This is a genomic window from Streptomyces sp. iso_384, assembly GCF_056172905.1.
In genome coordinates this window covers 2,211,581-2,234,038 of sequence record NZ_JBWBTT010000001.1, presented here as the reverse complement: position 1 = coordinate 2,234,038, position 22,458 = coordinate 2,211,581, and the positions used below count along the sequence as shown (strand labels likewise).

Annotated in this window: 20 protein-coding genes; 5 read left to right on the top strand and 15 right to left on the bottom strand. The window is 72.6% G+C overall.

Annotated features, from left to right (window positions below; all coding sequences use genetic code 11):
* The first annotated feature begins 38 nt into the window (after positions 1 to 38).
* Positions 39 to 1,988 carry an anthranilate synthase family protein gene (locus AC0VY3_RS09740; RefSeq protein ID WP_475549427.1) on the top strand — a complete coding sequence of 650 codons (1,950 nt, stop codon included), beginning with the start codon at positions 39 to 41 and terminating at the stop codon, positions 1,986 to 1,988.
* A 12-nt stretch (positions 1,989 to 2,000) separates the two neighbouring features.
* Here the strand turns inward: AC0VY3_RS09740 and AC0VY3_RS09735 are convergent, their stop codons facing one another.
* The 4 genes from AC0VY3_RS09735 to AC0VY3_RS09720 all read right to left on the bottom strand — a co-directional run bounded on the left by AC0VY3_RS09735 (position 2,001) and on the right by AC0VY3_RS09720 (position 5,881).
* Complete coding sequence (locus tag AC0VY3_RS09735; protein ID WP_103509748.1) at positions 2,001 to 2,999, bottom strand: 2-hydroxyacid dehydrogenase; 999 nt, start codon at positions 2,997 to 2,999, stop codon at positions 2,001 to 2,003.
* 96 nt (positions 3,000 to 3,095) lie between these two features.
* Positions 3,096 to 3,800 carry a response regulator gene (locus AC0VY3_RS09730; RefSeq protein WP_103509749.1) on the bottom strand — a complete coding sequence of 235 codons (705 nt, stop codon included), beginning with the start codon at positions 3,798 to 3,800 and terminating at the stop codon, positions 3,096 to 3,098.
* Entirely contained in the window at positions 3,797 to 5,059 is a 1,263-nt protein-coding gene (gene macS, locus AC0VY3_RS09725) for a MacS family sensor histidine kinase (protein ID WP_475549426.1), read from the bottom strand. The genes AC0VY3_RS09730 and macS overlap by 4 nt, the downstream gene beginning before the upstream one ends.
* Before the next feature lie 30 nt (positions 5,060 to 5,089).
* Complete coding sequence (locus AC0VY3_RS09720; RefSeq protein ID WP_475549425.1) at positions 5,090 to 5,881, bottom strand: lysophospholipid acyltransferase family protein; 792 nt, start codon at positions 5,879 to 5,881, stop codon at positions 5,090 to 5,092.
* 227 nt (positions 5,882 to 6,108) lie between these two features.
* Between AC0VY3_RS09720 and AC0VY3_RS09715 the strand changes: the two genes are divergently transcribed.
* Positions 6,109 to 6,888 (top strand): alpha/beta hydrolase, encoded by a 780-nt coding sequence (locus AC0VY3_RS09715; RefSeq protein WP_475549424.1) that lies wholly within the window; start codon positions 6,109 to 6,111, stop codon positions 6,886 to 6,888.
* A complete protein-coding gene (locus AC0VY3_RS09710; RefSeq protein ID WP_242740424.1) occupies positions 6,881 to 7,576 on the top strand; it encodes a hypothetical protein in 696 nt (231 codons plus the stop codon). Before AC0VY3_RS09715 ends, AC0VY3_RS09710 begins: the two co-directional genes overlap by 8 nt.
* Before the next feature lies 1 nt (position 7,577).
* Here AC0VY3_RS09710 and AC0VY3_RS09705 read toward each other — a convergent pair whose 3' ends face one another.
* The 6 genes from AC0VY3_RS09705 to AC0VY3_RS09680 all read right to left on the bottom strand — a co-directional run bounded on the left by AC0VY3_RS09705 (position 7,578) and on the right by AC0VY3_RS09680 (position 12,567).
* Positions 7,578 to 8,333 carry an endonuclease/exonuclease/phosphatase family protein gene (locus AC0VY3_RS09705; protein WP_475549423.1) on the bottom strand — a complete coding sequence of 252 codons (756 nt, stop codon included), beginning with the start codon at positions 8,331 to 8,333 and terminating at the stop codon, positions 7,578 to 7,580.
* A gap of 83 nt (positions 8,334 to 8,416) precedes the next feature.
* Complete coding sequence (locus AC0VY3_RS09700) at positions 8,417 to 9,358, bottom strand: ROK family glucokinase (RefSeq protein WP_030086593.1); 942 nt, start codon at positions 9,356 to 9,358, stop codon at positions 8,417 to 8,419.
* A 97-nt stretch (positions 9,359 to 9,455) separates the two neighbouring features.
* Positions 9,456 to 9,926 carry a DUF5304 domain-containing protein gene (locus tag AC0VY3_RS09695; protein WP_103509755.1) on the bottom strand — a complete coding sequence of 157 codons (471 nt, stop codon included), beginning with the start codon at positions 9,924 to 9,926 and terminating at the stop codon, positions 9,456 to 9,458.
* 82 nt (positions 9,927 to 10,008) lie between these two features.
* Positions 10,009 to 11,196, bottom strand: coding sequence for an ArsA family ATPase (locus AC0VY3_RS09690; protein WP_475549422.1), 1,188 nt, complete (start codon positions 11,194 to 11,196; stop codon positions 10,009 to 10,011).
* Positions 11,197 to 11,201: 5 nt separating this feature from the next.
* A complete protein-coding gene (locus AC0VY3_RS09685) occupies positions 11,202 to 11,651 on the bottom strand; it encodes an SRPBCC family protein (protein WP_030622669.1) in 450 nt (149 codons plus the stop codon).
* A gap of 109 nt (positions 11,652 to 11,760) precedes the next feature.
* Positions 11,761 to 12,567, bottom strand: a complete 807-nt coding sequence (locus tag AC0VY3_RS09680) for a metallophosphoesterase family protein (RefSeq protein ID WP_103509757.1) — start codon at positions 12,565 to 12,567, stop codon at positions 11,761 to 11,763.
* Positions 12,568 to 12,846: 279 nt separating this feature from the next.
* Between AC0VY3_RS09680 and AC0VY3_RS09675 the strand changes: the two genes are divergently transcribed.
* The gene (locus AC0VY3_RS09675) at positions 12,847 to 14,643 is read left to right on the top strand and encodes an AMP-dependent synthetase/ligase (RefSeq protein WP_103509758.1); all 1,797 of its coding nucleotides are present in this window, start codon (positions 12,847 to 12,849) and stop codon (positions 14,641 to 14,643) included.
* A 75-nt stretch (positions 14,644 to 14,718) separates the two neighbouring features.
* Here the strand turns inward: AC0VY3_RS09675 and AC0VY3_RS09670 are convergent, their stop codons facing one another.
* Positions 14,719 to 15,861 (bottom strand): glycosyltransferase family 4 protein, encoded by a 1,143-nt coding sequence (locus AC0VY3_RS09670; protein WP_103509782.1) that lies wholly within the window; start codon positions 15,859 to 15,861, stop codon positions 14,719 to 14,721.
* Between the two features lie 102 nt (positions 15,862 to 15,963).
* On the opposite strand from AC0VY3_RS09670, the gene AC0VY3_RS09665 reads away from it, so the two are divergent.
* Positions 15,964 to 17,211 (top strand): glycosyltransferase 87 family protein, encoded by a 1,248-nt coding sequence (locus AC0VY3_RS09665; protein WP_475549421.1) that lies wholly within the window; start codon positions 15,964 to 15,966, stop codon positions 17,209 to 17,211.
* Here the strand turns inward: AC0VY3_RS09665 and AC0VY3_RS09660 are convergent.
* From AC0VY3_RS09660 to AC0VY3_RS09645, 4 genes are all read right to left on the bottom strand, one after another.
* Positions 17,187 to 18,443, bottom strand: coding sequence for a hypothetical protein (locus tag AC0VY3_RS09660; RefSeq protein WP_475549420.1), 1,257 nt, complete (start codon positions 18,441 to 18,443; stop codon positions 17,187 to 17,189). The genes AC0VY3_RS09665 and AC0VY3_RS09660 overlap by 25 nt on opposite strands.
* 16 nt (positions 18,444 to 18,459) lie before the next feature.
* The gene (locus tag AC0VY3_RS09655) at positions 18,460 to 19,488 is read right to left on the bottom strand and encodes a C40 family peptidase (RefSeq protein WP_103509761.1); all 1,029 of its coding nucleotides are present in this window, start codon (positions 19,486 to 19,488) and stop codon (positions 18,460 to 18,462) included.
* A 271-nt stretch (positions 19,489 to 19,759) separates the two neighbouring features.
* On the bottom strand, positions 19,760 to 20,785 hold the full coding sequence (locus tag AC0VY3_RS09650; RefSeq protein ID WP_030086572.1) for a C40 family peptidase: 1,026 nt from the start codon (positions 20,783 to 20,785) through the stop codon (positions 19,760 to 19,762).
* A 293-nt stretch (positions 20,786 to 21,078) separates the two neighbouring features.
* Positions 21,079 to 22,440 carry an NYN domain-containing protein gene (locus AC0VY3_RS09645; protein ID WP_475549419.1) on the bottom strand — a complete coding sequence of 454 codons (1,362 nt, stop codon included), beginning with the start codon at positions 22,438 to 22,440 and terminating at the stop codon, positions 21,079 to 21,081.
* Positions 22,441 to 22,458 lie beyond the last annotated feature (18 nt).

Below are 22,458 nucleotides of genomic sequence, written 5' to 3'. Positions count from 1 at the left end.
GGACCCCGTACGGGCCGTCCGGAAGGAACCTGCTCCCCATGTCCCAGACCTCGTCCCGGTCCGCCTCCGCCCTCATCGGCCGGCTGCTCGCCGACGACGCCCCGCCCTTCGCCCTGCTCCGCCGGCGTACGCCCGGCCGTGACCACGATCACGTCGAACTGCTGATCGGCGGGGTGCGGGAGGCGGAGCGGCTGGCCGATCTACCGGTGGGCGCGTCGCCCGTGCTCGCCCTGGTGCCGTTCCGGCAGATCGCCGAGCGCGGCTTCGACGTGCGCGACGACGGCACCCCGCTGAGCGTGCTGGTCGCCGAGGAGACGCATGAGCTGGAGCTCGCGGAGCTGCTGGCGGCGCTGCCCGCCCATGACGTGAGCGTGACGGACCACGGCTTCGATGTGCCGGACGAGGAGTACGCCGACATCGTGCGGCGGGTGATCCGGGACGAGATCGGACAGGGCGAGGGCGCGAACTTCGTGATCCGGCGGACGTTCCGGGGCGAGATCCCCGGGTTCGGGCGGGCGGACGCGCTGGCGCTGTTCCGGAGGCTGCTGGCGGGCGAGCGGGGCGCGTACTGGACGTTCGTCGTCCACACGGGAGACAGCGGGACCGAAGGGACCTCCGTCTCGGGGCGGCGGCGGGCGACGGGTGGGCGGACGCTGGTCGGGGCCAGCCCCGAGGTGCATGTGCGGATGTCCGGCGGGACGGTCGTGATGAACCCGATCAGCGGAACGTACCGCTACCCGGACGGGGGGCCCACCGCGACGAGCCTGCTGGCGTTCCTCGGCGACCGCAAGGAGAGCGAGGAGCTGTCCATGGTGGTCGACGAGGAACTGAAGATGATGTGCACGGTGGGCGACATGGGCGGGGTGGTCGTCGGGCCCCGGCTCAAGGAGATGGCGCACCTCGCGCACACCGAGTACGAACTGCGCGGGAAGTCCTCGCTGGATGTGCGGGACGTGCTGCGCGAGACGATGTTCGCGGCGACCGTGACCGGCTCCCCGGTGCAGAACGCGTGCCGGGTCATCGAGCGGTACGAGCCCGGGGGCCGCGGCTACTACGCGGGTGCGCTGGCCCTGCTCGGCCAGGACGCCAACGGGGCGCAGACGCTGGACTCGCCGATCCTGATCCGTACCGCCGACATCGCCCCGGACGGCTCGCTCGGCGTGCCCGTCGGCGCCACGCTCGTACGCCATTCGGACCCGGAGAGCGAGGTCGCCGAGACGCACGCCAAGGCCGCCGGGGTGCTGGCCGCCCTCGGCGTGCGGCCGGGCCGCCCGACGGCGGAGGCGGACCGGCCGCGGCTGGCCTCCGACCCCCGGGTGCGGGCGGCGCTGGACGACCGGCGCGGCTCCCTCGCCCCGTTCTGGCTGCGGATGCAGGAGCGCGTCCGGGACCTGGCCGGGCACGCGCTGGTGGTGGACGGCGAGGACACGTTCACCGCGATGCTGGCCCATCTGCTGCGGGCCTCCGGTCTTGACGTCTCGGTGCGCCGCTACGACGAGCCGGGGCTGCGCGAGGTGGTCCGGGCGCACGAGGGGCCCGTGGTGCTGGGCCCCGGTCCCGGCGACCCGGGCGATCTCACCGACCCGAAGATGCGGCTGCTGCGCGAGATCACCGCCGAGCTGGTGCGGGACCACCGGCACGGGCTGCTGGGCGTCTGCCTCGGGCATGAGCTGATCGCGGCGGAGCTGGGGCTGGAGATCGCGCGCAAGGCGGTGCCGTACCAGGGGGCGCAGACCCGGATCGAGCTGTTCGGGCGACCGGAGACGGTGGGCTTCTACAACAGCTTCACCGCCCGGTGCGACGGTCCGGCCGCCGCCGAGCTGGCCGCGCACGGCATCGAGGTGAGCCGTGACGAGGAGAGCGGTGAGCTGCACGCGCTGCGCGGGCCGGGCTTCGCCTCGGTGCAGTTCCACCCGGAGTCGGTGCTGACCGTGCGGGGCTCGGCGATCGTGACGGAGCTGCTGGCGGGGCTGCCCGTGCCGAGCTGAGGCAGGACGCCCTCAGGTGTTCCTGGGTACGAGGACGTTCTCGCTGTGGCGGCGGGCCAGGTAGTCGGTGACGTTCTGGACGGTCGCGTCGATGATCTGGCCCACCGCGTCCTCGGTGTAGTACGCCTGGTGGGAGGTGACGACGACGTTGGGGAAGGTCACCAGCCGGGCGAGGGTGTCGTCGTCGATGCCCTCCAGCGACTTGTCGAGGAAGAACAGCCCGGCCTCCGCCTCGTACACATCGAGTCCGACACCGAGGAAGCGGCCCGCGCGCAGTTCGGTGACCAGGGCGGCGGTGTCGATGAGGCCGCCGCGGCTGGAGTTGACGAGGATCGCGTCGTCCTTCATCGCCTTGAGGGCTGCCTCGTCGATGATGTGCTGGGTGCTGGGCAGCAGCGGCACATGCAGGCTGATCAGGTCGGCCTCGGCGAACAGCCGGTCCTTGTCGACGTACTCCATGCCCAGTTCGACGCAGGCCGGGTTCCGGGCCACGTCCCAGCCGAGCAGCTTCATGCCGAATCCGTGGGCGATCCGGGTGAACGCCTCGCCGATCTTCCCGGTGCCGAGCACGCCGACGGTCCGGCCGCGCATGTCCCGGCCGAGCAGTCCGTCGAGGCGGAAGTCGAAGTCACGGGTGCGGCTCGCGGCGCGGATGATGCGCCGGTTGACGGCCATGGCGAGCGTCCAGGCGAATTCGGCGACCGAGTACGGCGAGTAGTGCGAGACCCGGGCGACGCGCAGGGCCAGGCGCTCGGCGACCTCCAGGTCGATGTTGTTGAAGCCGGTCGAGCGCTGGGCGATCATCTGCGTGCCGCCCGCGGCGAGCGTCTGGAGCACCGGGGAGCCGAGGTCGGCGTTGACGCTGGTGGAGATGATCTCGTGACCGGCCGCGATGGGCGCGGTGTCCCGGTTCAGGAAGACGTCCAGGCAGCGGACCCCGTACAGCCCCTCGAAGGCCTTCTCGATCAGGGGCTTCTCGTCGGACTGCACACCGAAGGCCAGGATTTCCACGGGTTCTCCCGAGCTGTGTCTGGGGGCAGGGCAGGGGCAGCGCCGCGTATACGCGAATATCGCGCATATTACGGCGCTGCCTCCGGGCCCGCCGGATCAGACGTCGTCGAGGCCGCGCTCGATGGCATAGCGCACGAGCTCCACCCGGTTGTGCAACTGGAGCTTGCCGAGGGTGTTCTGCACGTGGTTCTGCACGGTGCGGTGCGAGATGACCAGGCGTTCGGCGATCTGCTTGTACGAGAGGCCCTTGGCGACCAGCCGCAGCACCTCGGTCTCCCGGTCGGTGAGCTGCGGTGCCTTGGGCTCGTTCGACGCCACGGGTGCGGGGTCGGAGGCGAGCCTGCGGTACTCGCCGAGGACCAGGCCGGCCAGGCCCGGGGTGAAGACCGGGTCGCCGGCCGCGGTGGAGCGGACGGCGTCGGTCAGCTCCTGGGTGGAGGCGGACTTCAGCAGATAGCCGGTGGCTCCGGACTTCACCGCCTCCAGGACGTCGGCGTGCTCGCCGCTCGCGGAGAGGACCAGGACCCGCAGGCCCGGGTGGGAGCCGACGAGTTCCTTGCAGACCTGGACGCCGGGCATGCCGGGGAGGTTCAGGTCGAGGACCAGGACGTCCGGGTTCGCGGCCTTGGCCCGGCGTACCGCCTGCGGGCCGTCCCCGGCGGTCGCGACGACGTCGAAGCCGGACTCGGCCAGGTCGCGGGCGACCGCGTCGCGCCACATGGGGTGGTCGTCGACGACCATGACCCTGATGGGCCGGTCCGCCGCCCCCTGCTCGCCCTGTGGTGTGTTCTGCGTGCTCATCGGGCCGATCCTGCCTTCCCCCGGGAAACCTTCGGTGCTTTCGGAACCTTCAACTCGACCTCGCAGCCCTGTCCGGGCACCGAGATCAGCTCTGCCGTGCCGCCCAGGTCGCGCAGCCGACCGCGGATGGACAGCGCGACCCCGAGCCGCCCCTCCCCCTCCGCCTGGGCGAGCCGCCCCTCCGGGATGCCGGGGCCGTCGTCCCGGACGGTGACGATCACCTCGTCCGGCTCGTCCTCGACCAGGATCCACGCCTGGGCGTCCGGGCCGGCGTGCACCCGTACGTTGTCCAGGGCGGCGCTGACGGCGGCGGCCAGTTCCCGGGCGGACGCGGCGGGCAGCAGCACCGGGGCGCCCGGTTCGGCGAAGCTCGTGCGGGATCCGGCGTGCGGGGCGAGCAGGGCCCTGAGGTCACAGGTGGCCCCGTCGCCGGAGCTCTCCGGCCCGTCCGGCTCGTCCACCTCGACCGTGCGGACCACGGCCCCCTCGGCGGCGTCCTCGGAGACCCGGGTCGGCGGGACCAGGCCGCTGGAGACCAGGGTGCGCAGGGCGACCTCCTGTTCCCCGGCCATCCGGCCCAGCTCGGCCGCCTCGCCGCCGATGGCGGTGCCCCGGCGCTGCACCATGGCGAGGACCTGGAGGACGCTGTCGTGGATGTCGCGGGCGAGCCGTTCGCGTTCGCGGGTGGTGGCCTCGATCTCCAGGGCGCGGGCGAGGGTGCGCTCACTGGCGCGGGCGACCTCGACGACGTACCCGATGGCGATGGAGGCGACCCAGACCAGCAGGACGTTGTGGTAGGTGTCCCGGCTGGGCTCGCCGCGCTGGATGATGTTGGCGGCGGCGACGAAGGTGGAGGCGAAGGCCGCCCACCGCCAGCCGCCCTTGATCGCGAAGGCGAGGACCGCGCCGGCCGTCCAGATCGACGGCAGCGTCGGGCCGTCGAAGGACTGGGAGTCGAAGTCGGCGAGCGGGGTGAGCAGGATGCCGGTCAGCGCGACGACCAGGTCCGCGACGAGGAAGCGCTTGGTGCAGCTCGCTGCCGAGCGGACCTTCGGCAGCGTGGCGAGCGTCCAGACGAAGAGGAACGCCAGATACGCGACGGCCACCCAGGGCCGCTCGAACCTCTGCTGGCCGGCGTTGTCCTTGCCGAAGACCGCGAGGAGTACCGCGTAGATCATCGTCAGGACGCGGTAGCCCGTCAGCGCACGCCACAGCGGCAGCTCGACCGACATCCGTACGACCCGCTCACGCTTGGCCATGGCCCACCCCCCGGACGGTGAACGACGCGGCTACGCGCCGGACCGTTCCGTTCCGTTCTCGTCGCTCGCGGCGGCCTGCTTCTGGGCCCGCTTCGCCTCTTCGGCCTTGGCCTTCGCCTCCTCCGCCCTGGCCTTCGCCTCGTCGGCGATCTGGCGCTTGGCGGCGGTGGCGTAGATGTCCACGTACTCCTGGCCGGAGAGCTTCATGATCTCGTACATGACCTCGTCGGTCACCGAGCGCAGGATGAAGCGGTCGCCGTCCATGCCCTGGTAGCGGCTGAAGTCCAGCGGCTTGCCGATCCGGATGCCGGGGCGCATCAGCTTGGGCACCACCTGGCCGGGCGGCTGGATCTTCTCGGTGTCGATCATGGCGACCGGGATCACGGGGGCGCCGGTGGCCAGCGCGACCCGGGCCAGACCGCCGGGCTTGCCCCGGTAGAGGCGGCCGTCGGGCGAGCGGGTGCCCTCGGGGTAGATGCCGAAGAGGCCGCCGCTCTCGACGACCTGGATGCCCGCCCTGATCGCCGCCTCGCCCGCGCCGCGGGCTCCGGAGCGGTCGACGGGGAGCTGGCCGACGCCCTTGAAGAAGGCGGCGGTGAGCTTGCCCTTCACTCCGGGTGCGGTGAAGTACTCGGCCTTGGCGATGAACGTGACCTTGCGGTCCAGCACGGCCGGGAGGAAGAACGAGTCGGAGAACGACAGGTGGTTGCTCGCGAGGATCGCCGGACCGCGCTCGGGGATGTTCTCCAGGCCCTCCACCCACGGCCGGAAGGCGAGCTTCAGGGACCCGCCGATGGAGAACTTCATTGCGCCGTAGATCAACTCTTGTGCCTCCTGTGTGCTGTCGGTCAGACCTTAACCTGTGAGGCCGTCGCGGCCTTTGCCCGGCATGGGAGACCCGGCTGCGTACCCGGGCCGTGCGGGGCGGCCTCCGGGGGCGTGACGGCCCTGGTCGGTGTCGGTCCGGTCGCGTACGGTGAAGTCATCCGTCGAGCACTCCCCCAGGTGCCCCACCCGCCCCCGCCCCGTCCCACGAACAGGAGACCCTGGTGCCGGTCCTCCCTGGAGCCGAGCCGTTCCGCCACGAGGGCGGAGAGGTCGGCGTCCTCCTCTGCCACGGCTTCACCGGATCCCCGCAGTCGCTGCGCCCCTGGGCCGATCACCTCGCCGAGCGCGGGCTGACGGTCTCGCTGCCGCTGCTGCCCGGCCACGGCACCCGCTGGGAGGACATGGCGGTCACCGGCTGGCAGGACTGGTACGCGGAGGTCGACCGGGAGCTGCGGGTCCTCGCGGAGAAGTGCGAGCAGGTCTTCGTCTTCGGGCTGTCCATGGGCGGCGCGCTGAGCCTTCGGCTGGCGGCCAAGCACGGGGACGCGATCAGCGGTCTGGTGCTGGTCAATCCGGCCAACAAGGTGCACGGCCTCTCGGCGTACGCGCTGCCCGTCGCCCGCCACCTGGTGCGGACGACGAAGGGCGTGGCCGACGACATCGCGCTGCCGGGCTCGCACGAGGTGGGTTACACCAAGGTGCCGCTGCACTCCGCGCACTCGCTGCGGAAGTTCCTCCGGCTGGTCGACGGGGAGCTGCCCCAGGTGACCCAGCCGGTGGTGCTGCTGCACAGCCCGCAGGACCATGTCGTACCGCCCGCGGACAGCACGCGGATCCTCAGCCGGATCTCCTCCACGGATGTTTCGGAGATCCTGCTGGAACAGAGCTACCACGTGGCGACGTTGGACCATGATGCGGAGCGGATCTTCGATGAGAGCTACCGGTTCATCGGCCGTCTCGCACCGAACGTCGGGATGAAGGGGAGCACGTCCGGTGGCTGAGCACGACGCGGAACGCACAGGCAGCGACGAGGAGCGCGAACCGCGCGCCACGGAGCCCGCGGCCGTCCCGGAGGGGACGAAGCCGGCCGGGGACGGGGGCGCGGAGCAGGAGCGGGCGATCGACGAGGACGCGGCATGGGCCGCGATCGTCGCGGGGTACGGGGAGGAGCCGCCGGACCCGCCGGGCGCCAAGCCGTTCAAGTCCATCGAGGACCTGGCCCTGCTGGAGGACGATCAGCGCAATGTGACGGGGCCGAACGACGGCTCCGCCGGCGACCCGGCGGACAAGGGGTCCGGCAAGACGCCCCCGAAGCCGCCGGAGAAGAAGCCGCTGGGCAGTTCCGTGGTCTTCGCGCCCGGCGTCGCCGGTCCGCGGGACTACGAGCTGCCCGAGTCCAAGGACGACGGCATCGATGTGCCGGACGACGGGGACGAGGGCCATTTCGTGCCCCCGGAGCCGCCGCCGCTGCCGGAGGCCGACGTCACGGCGAAGTTCGCCTGGCTCGCGGTGATCGGCGGGCCGGTGCTGATGCTGATCGCGGTGCTGCTGCGGTGGGAGATGACGTGGTGGCTCACCACGCTCTGCATCGGCGGCTTCCTCGGCGGCTTCGCCACCCTGGTGGCCCGGATGCCGCACGACGACGATGACGACACCTACGGCGATCCGGGGCGCGGCGCGGTCGTGTAGGTCAGCTCGGGGCGGGGACCCTGAGGGCGGCCAGGACCGGCAGATGGTCCGTGGCCGCCCTCAGGCCGTCCTCGCTCACCCCGGGCAGCCCGGCCGGGACGCCGCAGCCGAGCACCTCGATGCCCGGGGTCGCGAACACCGCGTCGATGCGCTTACGGGGCTCGTCGGCCGGGAAGGTGAGCTCGCCGCCCCACGGGGCGACGGCCCGGCAGTCCTGGAGCGTCCCGGCCAGCCGCCGGAACGCCTTCCCGGTCGGTACGTCGTTGAGGTCGCCGCCCGCCACCGCGTGCTCCACGCCCATGGACGCCAGCCGCTCCAGCAGCAGGTCCGCCTGGGCGAGGCGTTCGTCGCGCTGGAGACTCAGATGGCAGCTCAGCACCCCGATCCCGGTCCCGGCGATCCGCACCACGGCGGTGGCGAAGCCCCTGCGGTGCAGGCCGGGGGTGAGCGGCAGCAGGACGTCCTCGGTGCGCTCGACGGAGGCCCGCAGCGAGCAGAGCAGCAGTGGCCCGGCGGCGGTGGCCCCGCCGCTCAGCACCACCAGGCCGCTGCTCTTCGCGAGCCTGGCCGCGGCCTTGCGCCAGCGGAAGAAGCGCGGGGCCTCCTGGACGAGGACCAGGTCGGGCGCGCAGGCGCTGATCACCCGGGCCAGTGCGGCGGTGTCGTCGTGCATGGAGCGGACGTTGTAGCTCAGCACACGGATCACGGCTGAACCGTCCGGCTCGGTACGGGAGTCGGGCAGGGGCGTCAGGACCATGCGGGCCACCCTACGACGGACGCCCGCCGCTGCCCCGGAGGGCGGCGACGGGCGTGCGTCGTGCTCGGATACGACCGGGTCGGTCAGCCCTGGCGGGCCAGGTCGGCCGCGCCCACGAGCCCTGCCTTGCCGCCGAGTTGGGCGGCCAGCACCTGGGCGTGCGGGCGCCACTCGCCGCCGATCAGCCAGCGCCGGAACGACTTGCGGATCGGGTCGAGGACGAGCTCGCCCTCGTCCGAGACGCCGCCGCCGACGATGAACGCGGACGGGTCGAACAGCGAGGCGAGGTCGGCCAGTCCGGCGCCGGCCCAGCGGGCCAGCTCGCGGAAGGAGTCGATGGCCACCGGGTCGCCCTGGCGGGCGGCCTCGCTGATGTGCTTGCCCTCGATGCCGTCCACCGAGCCGTCGCCGAGACCGAGCAGGACGGCGGCGTTCTCAGGGGTGGCGTTGGCGCGCTGCTTGGCGTACCGGACGAGCGCGCGGCCGGAGGCGTACTGCTCCCAGCAGCCCTGGCTGCCGCAGCCGCACAGCAGTCCGTCCGGGACGACCCGGATGTGGCCGAACTCGGCGGCCACGCCGAAGCGTCCGCGGCGCAGCTTGTTGCCGATGATGATGCCGCCGCCGAGGCCGGTGCCGAGCGTGATACAGATGACGTCGTCGTGGCCCTGACCGGCCCCGAAGCGATACTCGCCCCAGGCCGCGGCGTTGGCGTCGTTCTCGACGACGACGGGCAGGCCGACACGCTGCTCGACCTTGTCCTTGAGCGGTTCGTGGCGCCAGTTGATGTTCGGTGCGAACAGGACGGTGGCGCGCTTGTCGTCGACGTAACCTGCGGCGCCGATGCCGACGGCCTCCACGTCGTGGCCCTCGCTCGCCCCGGCCACCGCCGCGCAGATCGCGTCGACGATGCCTTCGGCCGTCGGCGGGGTCGCCACCTTGAACGTCGAGAGGATCCGGCCCTCTTCGTCGACCACTCCAGCCGCGATCTTCGTGCCGCCGATATCGACGCCGATGGTGAGTCCCATGAATCCCTCAGTTTCGGTCGAGCCCCGCTAGGGGCAACCGTACCCGAGGCGTGGCCCGGCCCGGCCGGGGCCGGTCGGTCCCGGCCGTGGTGTCCGGTCAGTCCAGGTCGATGCGTTCGGTGCCGGAGGGGCCTTCGTCACGGGGGTCGGACGGGTCCTCGGCGGCCTTCTTCGCGGGTCCCGCGGTGCCCGACGCGCCCTCGGTGGTGCGGGTCCAGCGGCTCTCCTGGCCCTCGACCGCGGAGCGGTAGGCGGCCAGCAGCTCGTTGCCCGCGGCGGCGAGGTGGTCGAAGAGCTCCGGGTTGCGCTCGATGACGGGTTCGACGGCGGACTTCGCCTGCCGGATGGCCTGCTGGACCGCGCCCTGGGCGGCGACGCCGAGCAGCGGGGTCTGGAGGGAGGAGACCTTGTCGGCGACCGCGTCGACCAGCTTGCGCAGTTCCTCGGCGGCGGAGCCGGGCGGGGGCCCGTACTGCGCCCGTCGGCGGGCCTTCTCGGCGGCGAGGTCCTCGGCGCAGGCGTCGGCCCACGCGTCGCCGTCGACGGGACGATCGGTGGCTTCACTCATGGCGGACTCCTGCGACGCGGGCGGCCGACGGTCGGCCTGCGGTTCACGTACCACCGACGTTACCCGAATGGCCGCACGCCGTTCAGGAGGTGCGCGGCCACAGGGCCGGATCCGGGGTGAACCGCACCCGTAGCACCCCGTCCGCCAGGGCCGCGCCGGAGACCGTGCAGCGGCGCAGCGCGGAGGCGATCCGGACGATCCGGTGGAAGGGTCCGACGGTCAGGAGCAGTTCGTCGCCCCGGCGGACCAGGCGCAGGTCCTCCTTGGCGGCCCCGGGCAGCGGCAGGCACCAGGTGAGGACCATCGGCGCCTCCTCGGCGCCGGGCTCCTCCTCGGTCCACCAGGGGTCCTCGACGCGGCCGGGCGTGCGGTCGTCGGGGGCGGGGAGCTCCAGCGCGGCCAGATCGTCCGGGCCCTGCGGGTCGCGGCCCAGGTGGGCGGCCTCGTGCACGGGGACGTCCGGCGCCACGTCCTGGTGCCAGTGGTCCAGGCACTTCTCCTGCTGGGCGGCGAGCGCGGCGAACCAGGGGTCGGACGAGTGCCGGGGCAGCACCCGGCAGGCGACCAGCAGGTCGGCGCTCAGTCCGTGCAGGGCGAGGCCGGTCCGGGCGGTGCGCAGGGCGTCCTCGGCGGCCGGGCCCGGCTCCGCGACCAGCCGGAGCGTGGTGGACCCGTCCTCGATCAGGGCCTGGACGGCGGCCAGCTCCTCGTCCTTGCGGGCGGCGGCCTCGTACAGCCACTGCGCGGGCATCGGGACCCCGGCGAGCTGGGCGAGGACCGGGCGCAGGGCGCGGGCGGCCTGACGTTCGGCGGGGAGCAGCCGGCGCAGATAGCGGCGCAGCTGCTGCGGCAGGGCGAGCAGGGCGAGGGCCTCGGTGAGCGGCGGGAGGTCGACGACGAGGGTGTCGTAGCCGGACCAGTCGCCCTCGGCGGCCCGGCGCAGCGTGTGCAGCAGGGCGAGCTGCGCGGAGCCGGGGAGTTCGGTGAGTTCCTCGCCCTCCAGCCGGCCCGCGCCGAGCAGGTCCAGGACGCCGGACGCACGCTTCTGGAGTGCGGTGAGTTCGGCGCGGAAGTGCTCGCCGGAGTCGATACGGGCGTGGTCCAGGCGGTCGGCGACCCGGGTGGGTTCCGTACCGGCGGGGAGGCCGGGTATGACCTCGGCGGAGATCAGGAGGGTGCGGTCGCCCCGTGCGGCGGCGGCCAGTGCGGTGGCCGCGGCGACGGTGCTGCGGCCCGCGCCGCCGAGGCCGGTGACCAGTACCGTACGCACGGCTCTCAGGTCCCCGGGGCGGACTCGACGCGCTTCTTCAGACCGGCCAGGGCGCGGTCGATGATGACCTTCTCGGCCTTGCGCTTGATCATGCCGAGCAGCGGGATCTTGACGTCGACGGCGAGCCGGTAGGTGACCTCGGTGCGCTCGCCGCCGCCGATCGGGGCGAGTGCGTAGGTGCCGTCCAGGGAGCGCAGCATCTGGGACTTGACCAGGCTCCAGCTGACTTCGTTCTCGCCGGTCCAGGTGTAGGAGAGGACGTGGTCGTCCTTGATCGCTCCGGCGTCCAGGACGAGGCGGACCTGCTCGGCGCGGCCCTGGTCGTCGGTGGAGAGGACCTCGGCCTCCTTGACCTCGCCGGTCCACTCCGGGTAGCGGGCGAAGTCGGCAATCACGCCCATGACGTCGGCCGGTGCCGCCTCGATCGTGATGCTCGAGCTGGTGTGTTCAGCCATCGCCGTGGCCCTCCAGTGCGGTGTTTCCGGTCGCGTTCGGCAGGAGCCTGCCGCTGTGCAGGCTATCGCGTGCCCGGGGCGCTCCGGTCCACGGCCCGGCCGCCCGCGGTCACCAGGTGAGCGCCCAGGGCTTTCCGGTCGAGGCGAAGTGGCCGACGTTGACGCATTCGGTGGTGCCGATCCGCATCCGGCGGACCAACGGCTGGTGAACATGGCCGAAAAGCGCGTACCGGGGGCGGGTGGCGCGGATCGCCTCCAGGAGGGCGTGGCTGCCGCGTTCGAAGCGGCGGGCCACGGTGTCGTACGTCAGCTCGGGGACCTCGGGCGGGATGTGCGAGCAGAGGACGTCGACCGGGCCGAGCGCCTCGACCTTGGCCGCGTACTCCTCGTCGCTGATCTCGTACGGGGTGTTCATCGGGGTCTTGAGGCCGCCGCCGACGAAGCCGAAGACCCGGCCGCCGATCTCGACGCGTTCGCCGTCCAGCACGGTGGTGCCGGGGCGGGCGTACTCCGGCCAGAGGCCGGGGACGTCGACGTTGCCGTAGGTGGCGTACGTCGGGGTGGGGAAGGCGGCGAAGAGTTCGGCGTACTGCTTGCGTACCGCGCCGATGATCTCGGTGTTGCGGTCACGGCCCGCCCACAGCTCGCGGCCGAAGGCGCGGGCCTCGTCGTAGCGGCGGGCGGTGCGCAGGGCGACGATGCGGGTGGCGTTCTCCCTGCCGAACAGGTCGGGGAAGATGCCGCGCGAGTGGTCGGCGTAGTCGAGGAAGAGCACCAGGTCACCGAGGCAGATCAGGGCGTCGGCGCCGTCCCCGGCGCGGGCCAGGGCCTCGGTGTTGCCGTGCACGTCGCTGACCACGTGGATCCGGGTGGACCGGGCGGCCGAGCCCCCGTTGTCCGGTTCGCTGCCTTGCATGAGATCACCCTAGAGTGCCCGTTCCACCGCTGGGTAGACCGTCCGGACCTGCGATTACTTCCACGTCGGGACACCGGTGGACTACTGTGCGCGAAAGGGCCATTTATATGTGTGATGCATAAGACATCTGGCCGGAACCCCCTATCCGGAACCGAGTACCGGTGGGTAACGTCCGGGCAGTCCAGTCGTGCTCACCCCACTGAGCACCCGCCATTCTTGGACCGCAGCCGGTGCGTCACACAGAGCCGTGGCACCGGAGCCCGATGAGGAGCAGCAGTCTTGCGCGAGTTCAGCCTTCCGGCCCTGTACGAGGTCCCGACGGACGGCAACCTGACGGATCTCATCCGCCGCAATGCCGCTCAGCATCCCGATGTAGCGGTGATGAGCCGCAAGGTGGCCGGCGTCTGGACGGACGTCAGTGCCACCCGGTTCCTGGCCGAGGTGAGAGCCGCCGCCAAAGGGCTGATCGCCTCGGGCGTGCAGCCCGGCGACCGGGTCGCCCTGATGTCGCGCACCCGTTTCGAGTGGGTGCTGCTGGACTTCGCGATCTGGAGCGCGGGCGCGGTGACCGTGCCGGTGTACGAGACCAGCTCCGCCGAGCAGGTGCAGTGGATCCTCGGTGACTCCGGGGCGGTGGCGGTGCTCGTGGAGAGCGACGCGCACGCCGCCTCCGTGGCCTCCGTACGGGACGCGCTGCCGGAGCTGGAGCATGTCTGGCAGATCGACGCGGGCGCCGTGGAGGCGCTCGGCAAGGCGGGGGCCGAGGTCTCGGACGAGACCATGGACCTGCGGATGGTCAGCGCCAAGGCGGACGACCCGGCGACGATCGTCTACACCTCGGGCACCACCGGCCGTCCCAAGGGCTGTGTGCTCACCCACCGCAGCTTCTTCGCGGAGTGCGGCAACGTGGTGGAGCGGCTGAAGCCGCTGTTCCGTACGGGCGAGTGCTCGGTGCTGCTGTTCCTGCCCGCCGCGCACGTCTTCGGCCGGCTGGTCGAGGTGGCCTCGGTGATGGCCCCGATCAAGCTCGGCTGCGTCCCGGACATCAAGAACCTCACCGACGAGCTGGCCTCGTTCCGGCCGACGCTGATCCTGGGTGTGCCCCGGGTCTTCGAGAAGGTCTACAACGCGGCCCGCGCCAAGGCGCAGGCGGACGGCAAGGGCAAGATCTTCGACCGGGCCGCCGACACGGCGATCGCCTACAGCCGGGCGCTGAGCACCCCGCAGGGCCCTTCGCTGGGGCTGAAGCTCAAGCACAAGCTCTTCGACAAGCTGGTCTTCGGCAAGCTGCGCGCGGTGCTCGGCGGCCGGGGCGAGTTCGCGATCTCCGGCGGCGCTCCGCTCGGTGAGCGGCTCGGCCACTTCTACCGGGGCATCGGCTTCACGGTCCTGGAGGGCTACGGCCTGACCGAGACCTGTGCGGCGACCGCGTTCAACCCGTGGGACCGGCAGAAGATCGGCACGGTCGGCCAGCCGCTGCCCGGTTCGGTCGTGCGGATCGCGGACGACGGCGAGGTGCTGCTGCACGGCGAGCACCTGTTCACCGGGTACTGGAAGAACGAGTCCGCCTCCGTCGAGGCGCTGGCCGACGGCTGGTTCCACACCGGGGACATCGGCACGCTCGACGAGGACGGCTACCTCGCGATCACCGGCCGCAAGAAGGAGATCATCGTGACGGCGGGCGGCAAGAACGTCGCCCCGGCCGTCATCGAGGACCGCATCCGCGCGCACGCCCTGGTCGCCGAGTGCATGGTCGTCGGCGACGGCCGCCCGTTCGTCGGCGCGCTGGTCACCCTGGACGAGGAGTTCCTGGGCCGCTGGGCCGAGGAGCACGGCAAGCCGGCCGGTTCGACGGCCCTGTCGCTGCGCGAGGACGCGGAGCTGCTGGCCGAGGTGCAGCGAGCGGTGGACGACGGCAACGCGGCGGTCTCCAAGGCCGAGTCGGTGCGCAAGTTCCGTGTCCTGCCCGCCCAGTTCACCGAGGAGGCGGGCCACATCACGCCGTCGCTGAAGCTGAAGCGGAACGTGGTGGCGAAGGACTTCGCGGACGAGGTGGAGTCGATCTACCGCGCCTGAGCGGCGTCGCGCGTCCGTGTACGCGTACGGAGAAGGGGCCCGCGCCGACGATCGGCGCGGGCCCCTTTCCCGTACTCACAGCAGGGTCTTGAGCTTCTCCGCCAGCAGGTCCCAGCGCCACTTCTCCTCGACCCAGGCCCGGCCCCGCTCGCCCATCCGCTGCCGCAGCTCCGGGTCGCCGAGCAGTGTCACGATCCGGTCCGCCGACTCCTCGGCGCTGCCGCCGCGCACCACCCATCCGGTCTCGCCGTCGAGCACCGCGTCCGGGGCGCCGCCCGAATCGCCGGCCACCACGGGCAGTCCGGTCGCGGACGCCTCCAGGTAGACGATGCCGAGGCCCTCCACGTCGAGGCCGCCGCGCCGGGTCCGGCACGGCATGGCGAAGACGTCACCGGCCCCGTAGTGCGCGGGCAGTTCGGCCCAGGGCACCGGTCCGGTGAAGCGCACCGAGTCCTGGACGCCGGTCTCCGCCGCGAGGCGCTTGAGGTCCTTGGCGTACGGTCCGCCGCCGACGATCAGCAGCACCGCGTCCGGGATCTGCGCCAGGATCGCGGGCATGGCCAGGATCAGGGTGTCCTGGCCCTTGCGCGGCACCAGGCGGGAGACGCAGACGACCACCGGGCGGTCGGAGAGCCCGAGCCGGGCCCGGACCCTGTCACCGCCGGACGCCGGGTGGAAGGTCTTCTCGTCGACGCCGGGCGGCAGTTGCACCATGCGGCCGGCCGCGTCCGGGGTGAGGGCGGCGGCGATCCGGGAGCGGGTGTACTCACCGAGATAGGTGATCGTGTCCGTGGCATCGCCGATGCGGCGCAGCAGTTGCCGGGAGGCGGGCAGCTGCGCCCAGCCGGCCTCGTGCCCGTGGGTGGTGGCCACCAGCCGCCGGGCGCCCGCGCGGCGCAGCGCCGGGGCCATCAGGCCGAGCGGGGCGGCCGCGCCGAACCAGACGGAGGTGCAGCCGTGTTCGCGCAGCAGGGCGGTGGCCCGGCGGGTGACGCGCGGGGTCGGCAGCAGCATCGTCGTACGGTCGCGGACCACGGTGAACGGCTGCTCGGCGTCGAAGGCGGCGGTGGCAGCCGCGCCCTCCTCGCCGCGCTTCCAGGTGGAGGCGTAGACGACGACCCGGTCGGGGTCCAGGCGCAGCGCCATGTTGTGCAGGAACGCCTGGATGCCACCGGGGCGGGGCGGGAAGTCATTGGTCACGATCAAGGTCTTGTCCATCGCCGCCGACAGTACCCAACGGCCGCGCTTCACCGCTGACGCGCACGGCCCCCGGCATCATGGGCCGCCGGGGCCCGGCGGCGACGACGAAGGCGGACGGCGATGACGGGACGAGCATCCACCGGCGCGGGACCCTGGCCGTACGCGGTGTGGGCGCTGACCCGGGCCTGGCTGCTGGCCTGTGTGTTCAAGGTGGTCACGGTGCCGGGCCCGGACGTCACGGTGGATGTGTCGGTGATCTACCGGAGCTGGTACGAGGTGCTGCTGACGGGCACGTATCCGCTGGACGACGTCACCTGGCAGTACCCGCCCGGAGCGGCCCTGGCGGTCCTCTCCCCGGCCCTGCTGCCGTTCCTGGAGTACGCGGCGGCCTTCTTCGTCCTCGTCCTGCTCTGCGACGCGCTGACGCTGGGGCTGCTGCTGTACGTGGGGCGGCGGCCGGGGATAAGGGCGGCGGGGGCGTGGGTGTGGGTCGTGGGGGTGCCGCTGCTGGGGCCGACGGTGTACGCCCGGTACGACCTGATGGTGACGGCGGTGGCGGTGGCGGCGCTGCTGGCGGGAGTGCGTCAGCCGCAGGCGCTGGGGGCGCTCGCGGCGTTCGGGGCGCTGCTGAAGGGGTGGCCGGCGCTGCTGCTGGTGGGGGTGCGGAAGGGGCGTCCGACGCGGATGGCCTGGGGGTCGGCGGCGCTGGCGGGGGCCGGTCTCGCGGTCTCCTTCGCGCTGTGGATGCCGGGGGCGTTCGCGTTCCTGGCCTTCCAGCGGGACCGGGGCACGGAGGTCGAGTCGCTGGTGGCGCTGCTCTTCCATGGGGCGCGGCGGTTCGGCTGGGAGGGGCGGGTGGAGCTGCGCTACGGCTCGCTGGAGTTCGTCGGACCGCAGGTGGAGCTGGTGTCGACGCTGGCGCTGGGGCTCGGCGTCCTGGCGGCGGGCTGGCTGGTGCTGTGGCGGCTGCGGGCGGGGTCGTTCGCGGCGCGCACCCCGGCCGAGGCGGCGTTCACCGCGGTGCTGCTGTTCACGGTGACCAGCCGGGTGATCAGCCCGCAGTACGTGGTGTGGCTGGTCGGGCTCGCGGCGGTGTGCCTGGCGTTCCGGGCGGCCGCGATGACGCTTCCGGCGGTTCTGGTGCTGGTGGCGGCGGGGGTGACCATGCTGGAGTTCCCGATCGGCTTCGGCCATGTGGTGGCGAGCGACGCGTGGGGCGTGACGCTCCTGCTCGTACGGAACGGGCTGCTGGTGGCGGCCTCGCTGATCGCGGCGCGGCGGCTGTGGCGGTCGACGGTGCCGGGAGGGCCGCGTACGGACGCGGCCCCGCTCGCGGTCGACGGTCAGCCGAGCCGGGTGGCGAGGTAGTCGCGCCAGTCGGCGGTGAACTGCTCGGAGGTGGTGTCGAGCACCGCGTCCAGCGCCTGCTCCACCGCTCCCTCGCGCCCGTCGTGAGCTCCCACGGCCTCGTAGAAGGCGATCAGCTTCTCCTTGCCCCATCGCTCCGCGATCAGCTCGCAGGCCAGCCAGCCGCCCTCGTAGGCCCCCGCGAGCTTCGCCGGGTCGCCGTCGAAGCCGAAGTCCGGGTCGGCGGGGAGCCCGGCGGGGGTCCGGCCGTCACGGACGGCCTCGGCCAGTTCGGGGGCGACCGTGTCGGCGGCGCGGTCCTCGCCCCGGTAGGCGGTCCAGTCGGCGAAGCCCTCGGAGAGCCAGACCGGGGTGGCGGTGGAGGTGCTGGTCCGGGTGGCGACATGGGTCGTCTCATGGGTCAGGACGATCCGCTGCCCGAAACTGCCCAGGGTGGCGTACGCCTGCGGGTTGACGATCACCCGGTCGGCGATGGCCGGGAGCTTGCCGGTGCCGCCGACCTCGCCGGTGGTGACGGCGGCGATGCCCCGGTAGCTGGCCTCGGGCGAGCCCAGCAGCCCCGCCATGTCCTCGACGGAGTCCGGGACGAGGACCACCACGCGGCGGGTCCAGGGCCGCGGCCAGGCGTCCGAGACGGCCGGGACGGCGAGGTCCACGGTGTCGGCGATCTGCCGCAGCTCCTCCTTGCCCCGTCCGACGCCCAGGACGATGCTGTGCGCGCCCTCGACGACCGTCACGTCCCCCTGCTGCCAGAGCTGCCCGGAGGAGCCCTTGGCGGCCCGGTCGGCGGTGATGTACCAGCGTTCGCCGTCCCGCATCAGCTCCAGGACGCGGCGGGTGGCGATCGGGGCGGTGTCGTATCCGGCGATCCGGTAGCGCAGCTCCACGTCGGCGGTGGCCCACCGGCCGTCCTGCTTGGTGATGCCCTTGACGTCGTAGGTCCAGGACTTCAGGGGCACGTCGGCGAGATTGGCCAGTTCGGTGCGCTGGGCGGCCCGCAGCTTCGCGGCCTCCGGGGCGAGGGCGTCGAGATAGCCGGTCGTGTCGTGGGCGAGGACGGCCGCCGCACGGCCCGCCAGGGTGGCGTCGAGGGCGCCGGCGGTGAGGAAGGTGTCCGGTTCGTCGGGGGCCGTGCAGGCGGACGCGGTCAGGAGCGCGGCGAGCAGCAGGCCCGCCGCACGCCGCCGTCCCCGGGGGCCTCCCCCACGCGCGTCACGTCCTCGTACGGCCACCCTGCCGATCGTACGGTCAGATCCGGGTGACCGAGGAGACCGGCATCATGCCGACCGGATCGTAGCGGACCGGGGCGCCCGGGTAGGGGGCGTGGATGACCTGGCCGTTGCCGACGTACATGCCGATGTGGCTGGCGTCCGCGCGGTAGGCGACCAGGTCACCGGGGAGCGCCTGGGAGAGCGGCACCATGCGGCCCGCGTAACGCTGGGCCTGGGAGGTGCGGGGCAGGCTCACCCCGGCCTGGGCGTAGGCCCACTGCATCAGGCCGGAACAGTCGAATCCGGAGGGCCCGTTGGCGCCCCAGACGTAGGGTCTGCCGAGCGCCTGGTGGACGGCGGCCACGGCGGACATCGCGCGGCCCGAGCCGGGGGCGACGCCGGAGAGGTCGGGCAGTCCGTCGCGGCCGGTGCGCGAGGCCCGGTCGAAGGAGGCCCGGTCCTCGGGCGGCAGCGAGTCGAGCAGCCGGCGGGCCTCGCGGAGCTTGCCCTCGACGGCGCGCTTGTGGCGGGTGACGGCGGCCCGGTTGCGCTCCAGCTCGGTCAGGGCGCGGGTGGCCTCGGCGCGGGTCTGGGCGATCCTGCGCTGGGCGTGCCGGAGTTTGTCCAGGGTCATCGCCTGGCGGGCGCCGGCCCGGTCGAGGGCGGCGGCCTGCTCCAGATAGCTGTCCGGGTCGGCGGAGAGCAGCAGCGCGAGCGCCGGGTCGATGGAGCCGGTGCGGTACTGGGCGCCCGCCATGGCGCCGAGCGCGTTGCGCATCCGGTTGACGCGTTCCTGGCCCCGGGCCGTGGCGTCCTGGGCGCGGTCCGCCTCGCCGCGCAGCCGGGTCACCCGCTCCCCGGCCTCGTTGAACCGCTCGGTGGCCTGCTCGGCCTCCCCGTAGAGCCGGTCGACGGCGGCCTTGGCGCTCTCCCGGGTGTCCTTCGGGTCGGCGCTCGCCGGGGCCCCGGTCAGGGTCGCGGCCGCGGTGGCGGCGGCCGCCGAGATGACCGTGACCCGGACGCCTCTGTTGAAGCCGGACTGTGTGGAACGGCGATGGGACACCACAGGTAGCCGCACTCCCTTCCGCTGACGCGGTAGTGCGCGGCCCCTGCCGCCCGGGACGGGCGGATCGACGACCGGGAGCCGCACAGCAGCCAGACAGTAATCGGACGACTACGCACCGGCCAAAGACCGCGCCGGTGGCGGAAGGGGTAGCCGAACGCCGCCACCCCGCCGGTGACCTTGGTCTCCGGCGGGGCGGCGGCGTCAGCGTGGTGCGCGGCGATTCCCTCGTTCGGGCGTGCCGTGGCGTGGCGTGCCGTTGGGCGCGGCACGGTCAGATGCGGACGCCGAACTGGAAGGTGCCCATGTAGTCCATCGACTCGTAGCGGACGACGGTGCCCGGCTTCGGGGCGTGCAGGATCTGGTTGTTGCCGGCGTAGAAGCCGACGTGCGACAGGCCGTTGAAGAAGACCAGGTCGCCCGGCTTGAGCTGGCTGCGGCCGATGCGCTGGCCGTCGTTCTGCTGGGTGTACGTGGTCCGGGTGATGGAGACGCCGGCCTGGGCGAAGGCCCACTGGGTCAGCCCGGAGCAGTCGTAGGAGTTGGGGCCGGAGCCGCCGGAGACGTACGGCTTGCCGATCTGGGTGGCGGCCGCGCTGAGGGCGGCGGCGCCACGGCCGGACGCGGGGGCCTCGTTGCCGAGTTCGACCCGGTCGCTGGCGGCGCGGCTGGCGCGCTGCTCCTCCTGCTGCATCTTGGCCCGCTCGGCCTGGGTCAGCGTGTTGAGGAGCTGCTGGGCGTCGGCCAGCTTGCCCTGGTACTTCTTCTTGTTCTCGCCGAGCGCCTTGCGGACGTCGGCGAGGTCGCCGAGCTTGTCCTGGGCTTCCTTGCGCTGCTGGGCGAGGGTGCGCTGCTTGGACTGGATCTTCTGCAGCGCTTCCGTCTGCTTGACCGTCAGCTGGTCCAGCGCGGAGGCCTGGTCGAGGAAGCTGTCCGGGTCCGAGGCCAGGAAGAGGGCCACCGAGGGGTCGATGCCGCCGGAGCGGTACTGGGCGGTGGCTATCGAACCGAGTTCGCCGCGCAGCGTGTTGAGCTCGGCCTGACCGCGGGCGACCTTGTCCTGGAGCGCGTCGACTTCCTTCTTCAGGTTGTCCTGCTGCTCCTTGGCCCCGTTGTACTTCTCGGTGGCCGCCTCGGCCTCGTGGTAGAGCTTGTCGACCTTCGCCTTGACTTCGCTCTTGCTCGGCTTGGGGTCGGCGTGGGCGGCCTGGGAGGTCAGGGCCACGGCCGCGGCGGCGGTCGCGGTGAGCACGGTCACGCGGGTGCGGCTCGGCTGCTTGGGACGACGGTGGGACGCCACGAAGGCGAGCTCCTTCTTCCTCAGAGCCGCCTACCGGGCTTGTGGGGGAAAGAATCCCCGGCTCCGTGCACATGACGGACTCGGCGGTTCCTTCGCCGTCACCCCCAATGGGTGATCAACCGTGCGAAGGTTCGAGGCCTGACCCTAGTGACCATCTTGTGATCAGTTCAAATCCTCACAGGATTTTTCTTGTCACACCAGGCACTTCTTTACTCTCACCCCACCGCGTGTAGCGGTGACTTGACGGTACGTTCCCAGAAATCCGGCATGCCACACATGCCGCGCAAATCCCTCTAGACGCGCGAAAGGCGCTTGAGGAGCATGACGGACGCGACCGGACGCGCCCCGGCCTTCGCCACACCGTCCGCCACCTCACGGTCGGTGGAGACGACGACCACGGGCCGCCCCGGCGGTTCCGCGCGGGCCAGTTGACGGATCACCTCGTCCGCCGTGACGCCGGGCTTGCTGAACAGCACCCGCACGCCTCTCGGCGGGGCGAGCAGCACCGGGGCGACCAGTTCGGCCCCGTCGAAGACACAGGTCATCTCCGCGCCGGTCTGCGCCGCGAGCACCGAGAGACCGCCCAGCAGCCGCAACCGCTGCTTCTCCAGCGGCATCTGGGGATAGCCGGTCTTGGTGACGTTGTAGCCGTCCACGATGAGGTGCGCCTGCGGCAGCGCCAGCAGCTGGTCGAGGAGGGCCGGGTCGGTCTCCGAAAGGGCGCGCGCGGCAATGTCCTTGGGCGACATCCGGCCCGGCTCCAGCGCGTCCACGGTATCGGCGGGATGGGTGGTCGCCGGGGGCAGCGCCAGCTCGCGGCGCAGCCCCGAGGCCGCGTCCAGCACGGTGTCCAGGAGCAGCCGCAGCCGCATGTCCTCCACCGAGCGGCCCTCGCGGGCGGCCCGCCGGCTCGCCTCCAGGGCCGCCTCGGCCTCCCCCAGCCGCCCCTTGAGCCGCCGCGACTCGCTCTCCACGGCGGAGAGCCGGGCGGCCGCGTCGGCCCGTACGGTGTCGGTCTCGGCGGCGCTGCGGCGCAGGGCGGCCTCGCCGCGCTTCACCTCGCTGAGCGCGCTGCGCAGCTTGCGGTGCAGCGACTCGGCCTCCTTGCGGGCCGCTTCCAGCTCGGTGCGCAGCCGCTCGGTCTCGGTACGGGTGTGGGCGCGGGCCCGCTCCAGCTCCTCGCGCAGCTGCTCCAGTTCGCGCCGGGTCTCCTCGTCCGCCCGTTCCGCGTCGGCGCGCTGGACCTCCTCGCCGGCCGCCTCGACCAGCTTGACCCAGCCGGTCGGGCGCAGCACATAGGCGGCCGCGGCCACATCGAGGGGATCGGCGGCGGCGGGCGGCGAGCCCGCCTCCAGCGCGCCGGTCAGCTCGGGCTGGGACTGGGCCAGCCGTTCACCGATGCGCTGCCGGAAGACGGCGTCGCTCTCCAGCGCGGCGGCCATCGCGTTCCCGGCGAACTTGGCCCGCCGGGTCGGGGTGAACCGGGCGTACTGCCGCAGCTGGGCGGGCAGTTCGGAGACGGTCAGTCCGCCGAAGGCGTCCGAGACCAGCGCGACGACCCGCCGTCGCACACCCTCGGGCAGCGGACGGCCGAGCGCCTCTGCACCGCCGTCGGCCTCATCGGCCGGTCCGGCGCCGCTGGTCGGCTGATCCACCGTCCGTCACCCCATAGA

Bases quoted from the DNA above. Each gene is read 5' to 3' on its own strand.
- AC0VY3_RS09740 (WP_475549427.1), top strand. From the start codon at position 39: ATGTCCCAGACCTCGTCCCGGTCCGCCTCCGCCCTCATCGGCCGGCTG.
- AC0VY3_RS09730 (WP_103509749.1), bottom strand. From the start codon at position 3,800: ATGAGCACGCAGAACACACCACAGGGCGAGCAGGGGGCGGCGGACCGG.
- macS (WP_475549426.1), bottom strand. From the start codon at position 5,059: ATGGCCAAGCGTGAGCGGGTCGTACGGATGTCGGTCGAGCTGCCGCTG.
- AC0VY3_RS09705 (WP_475549423.1), bottom strand. From the start codon at position 8,333: ATGGTCCTGACGCCCCTGCCCGACTCCCGTACCGAGCCGGACGGTTCA.
- AC0VY3_RS09700 (WP_030086593.1), bottom strand. From the start codon at position 9,358: ATGGGACTCACCATCGGCGTCGATATCGGCGGCACGAAGATCGCGGCT.
- AC0VY3_RS09695 (WP_103509755.1), bottom strand. From the start codon at position 9,926: ATGAGTGAAGCCACCGATCGTCCCGTCGACGGCGACGCGTGGGCCGAC.
- AC0VY3_RS09685 (WP_030622669.1), bottom strand. From the start codon at position 11,651: ATGGCTGAACACACCAGCTCGAGCATCACGATCGAGGCGGCACCGGCC.
- AC0VY3_RS09680 (WP_103509757.1), bottom strand. From the start codon at position 12,567: ATGCAAGGCAGCGAACCGGACAACGGGGGCTCGGCCGCCCGGTCCACC.
- AC0VY3_RS09670 (WP_103509782.1), bottom strand. From the start codon at position 15,861: ATGGACAAGACCTTGATCGTGACCAATGACTTCCCGCCCCGCCCCGGT.
- AC0VY3_RS09665 (WP_475549421.1), top strand. From the start codon at position 15,964: ATGACGGGACGAGCATCCACCGGCGCGGGACCCTGGCCGTACGCGGTG.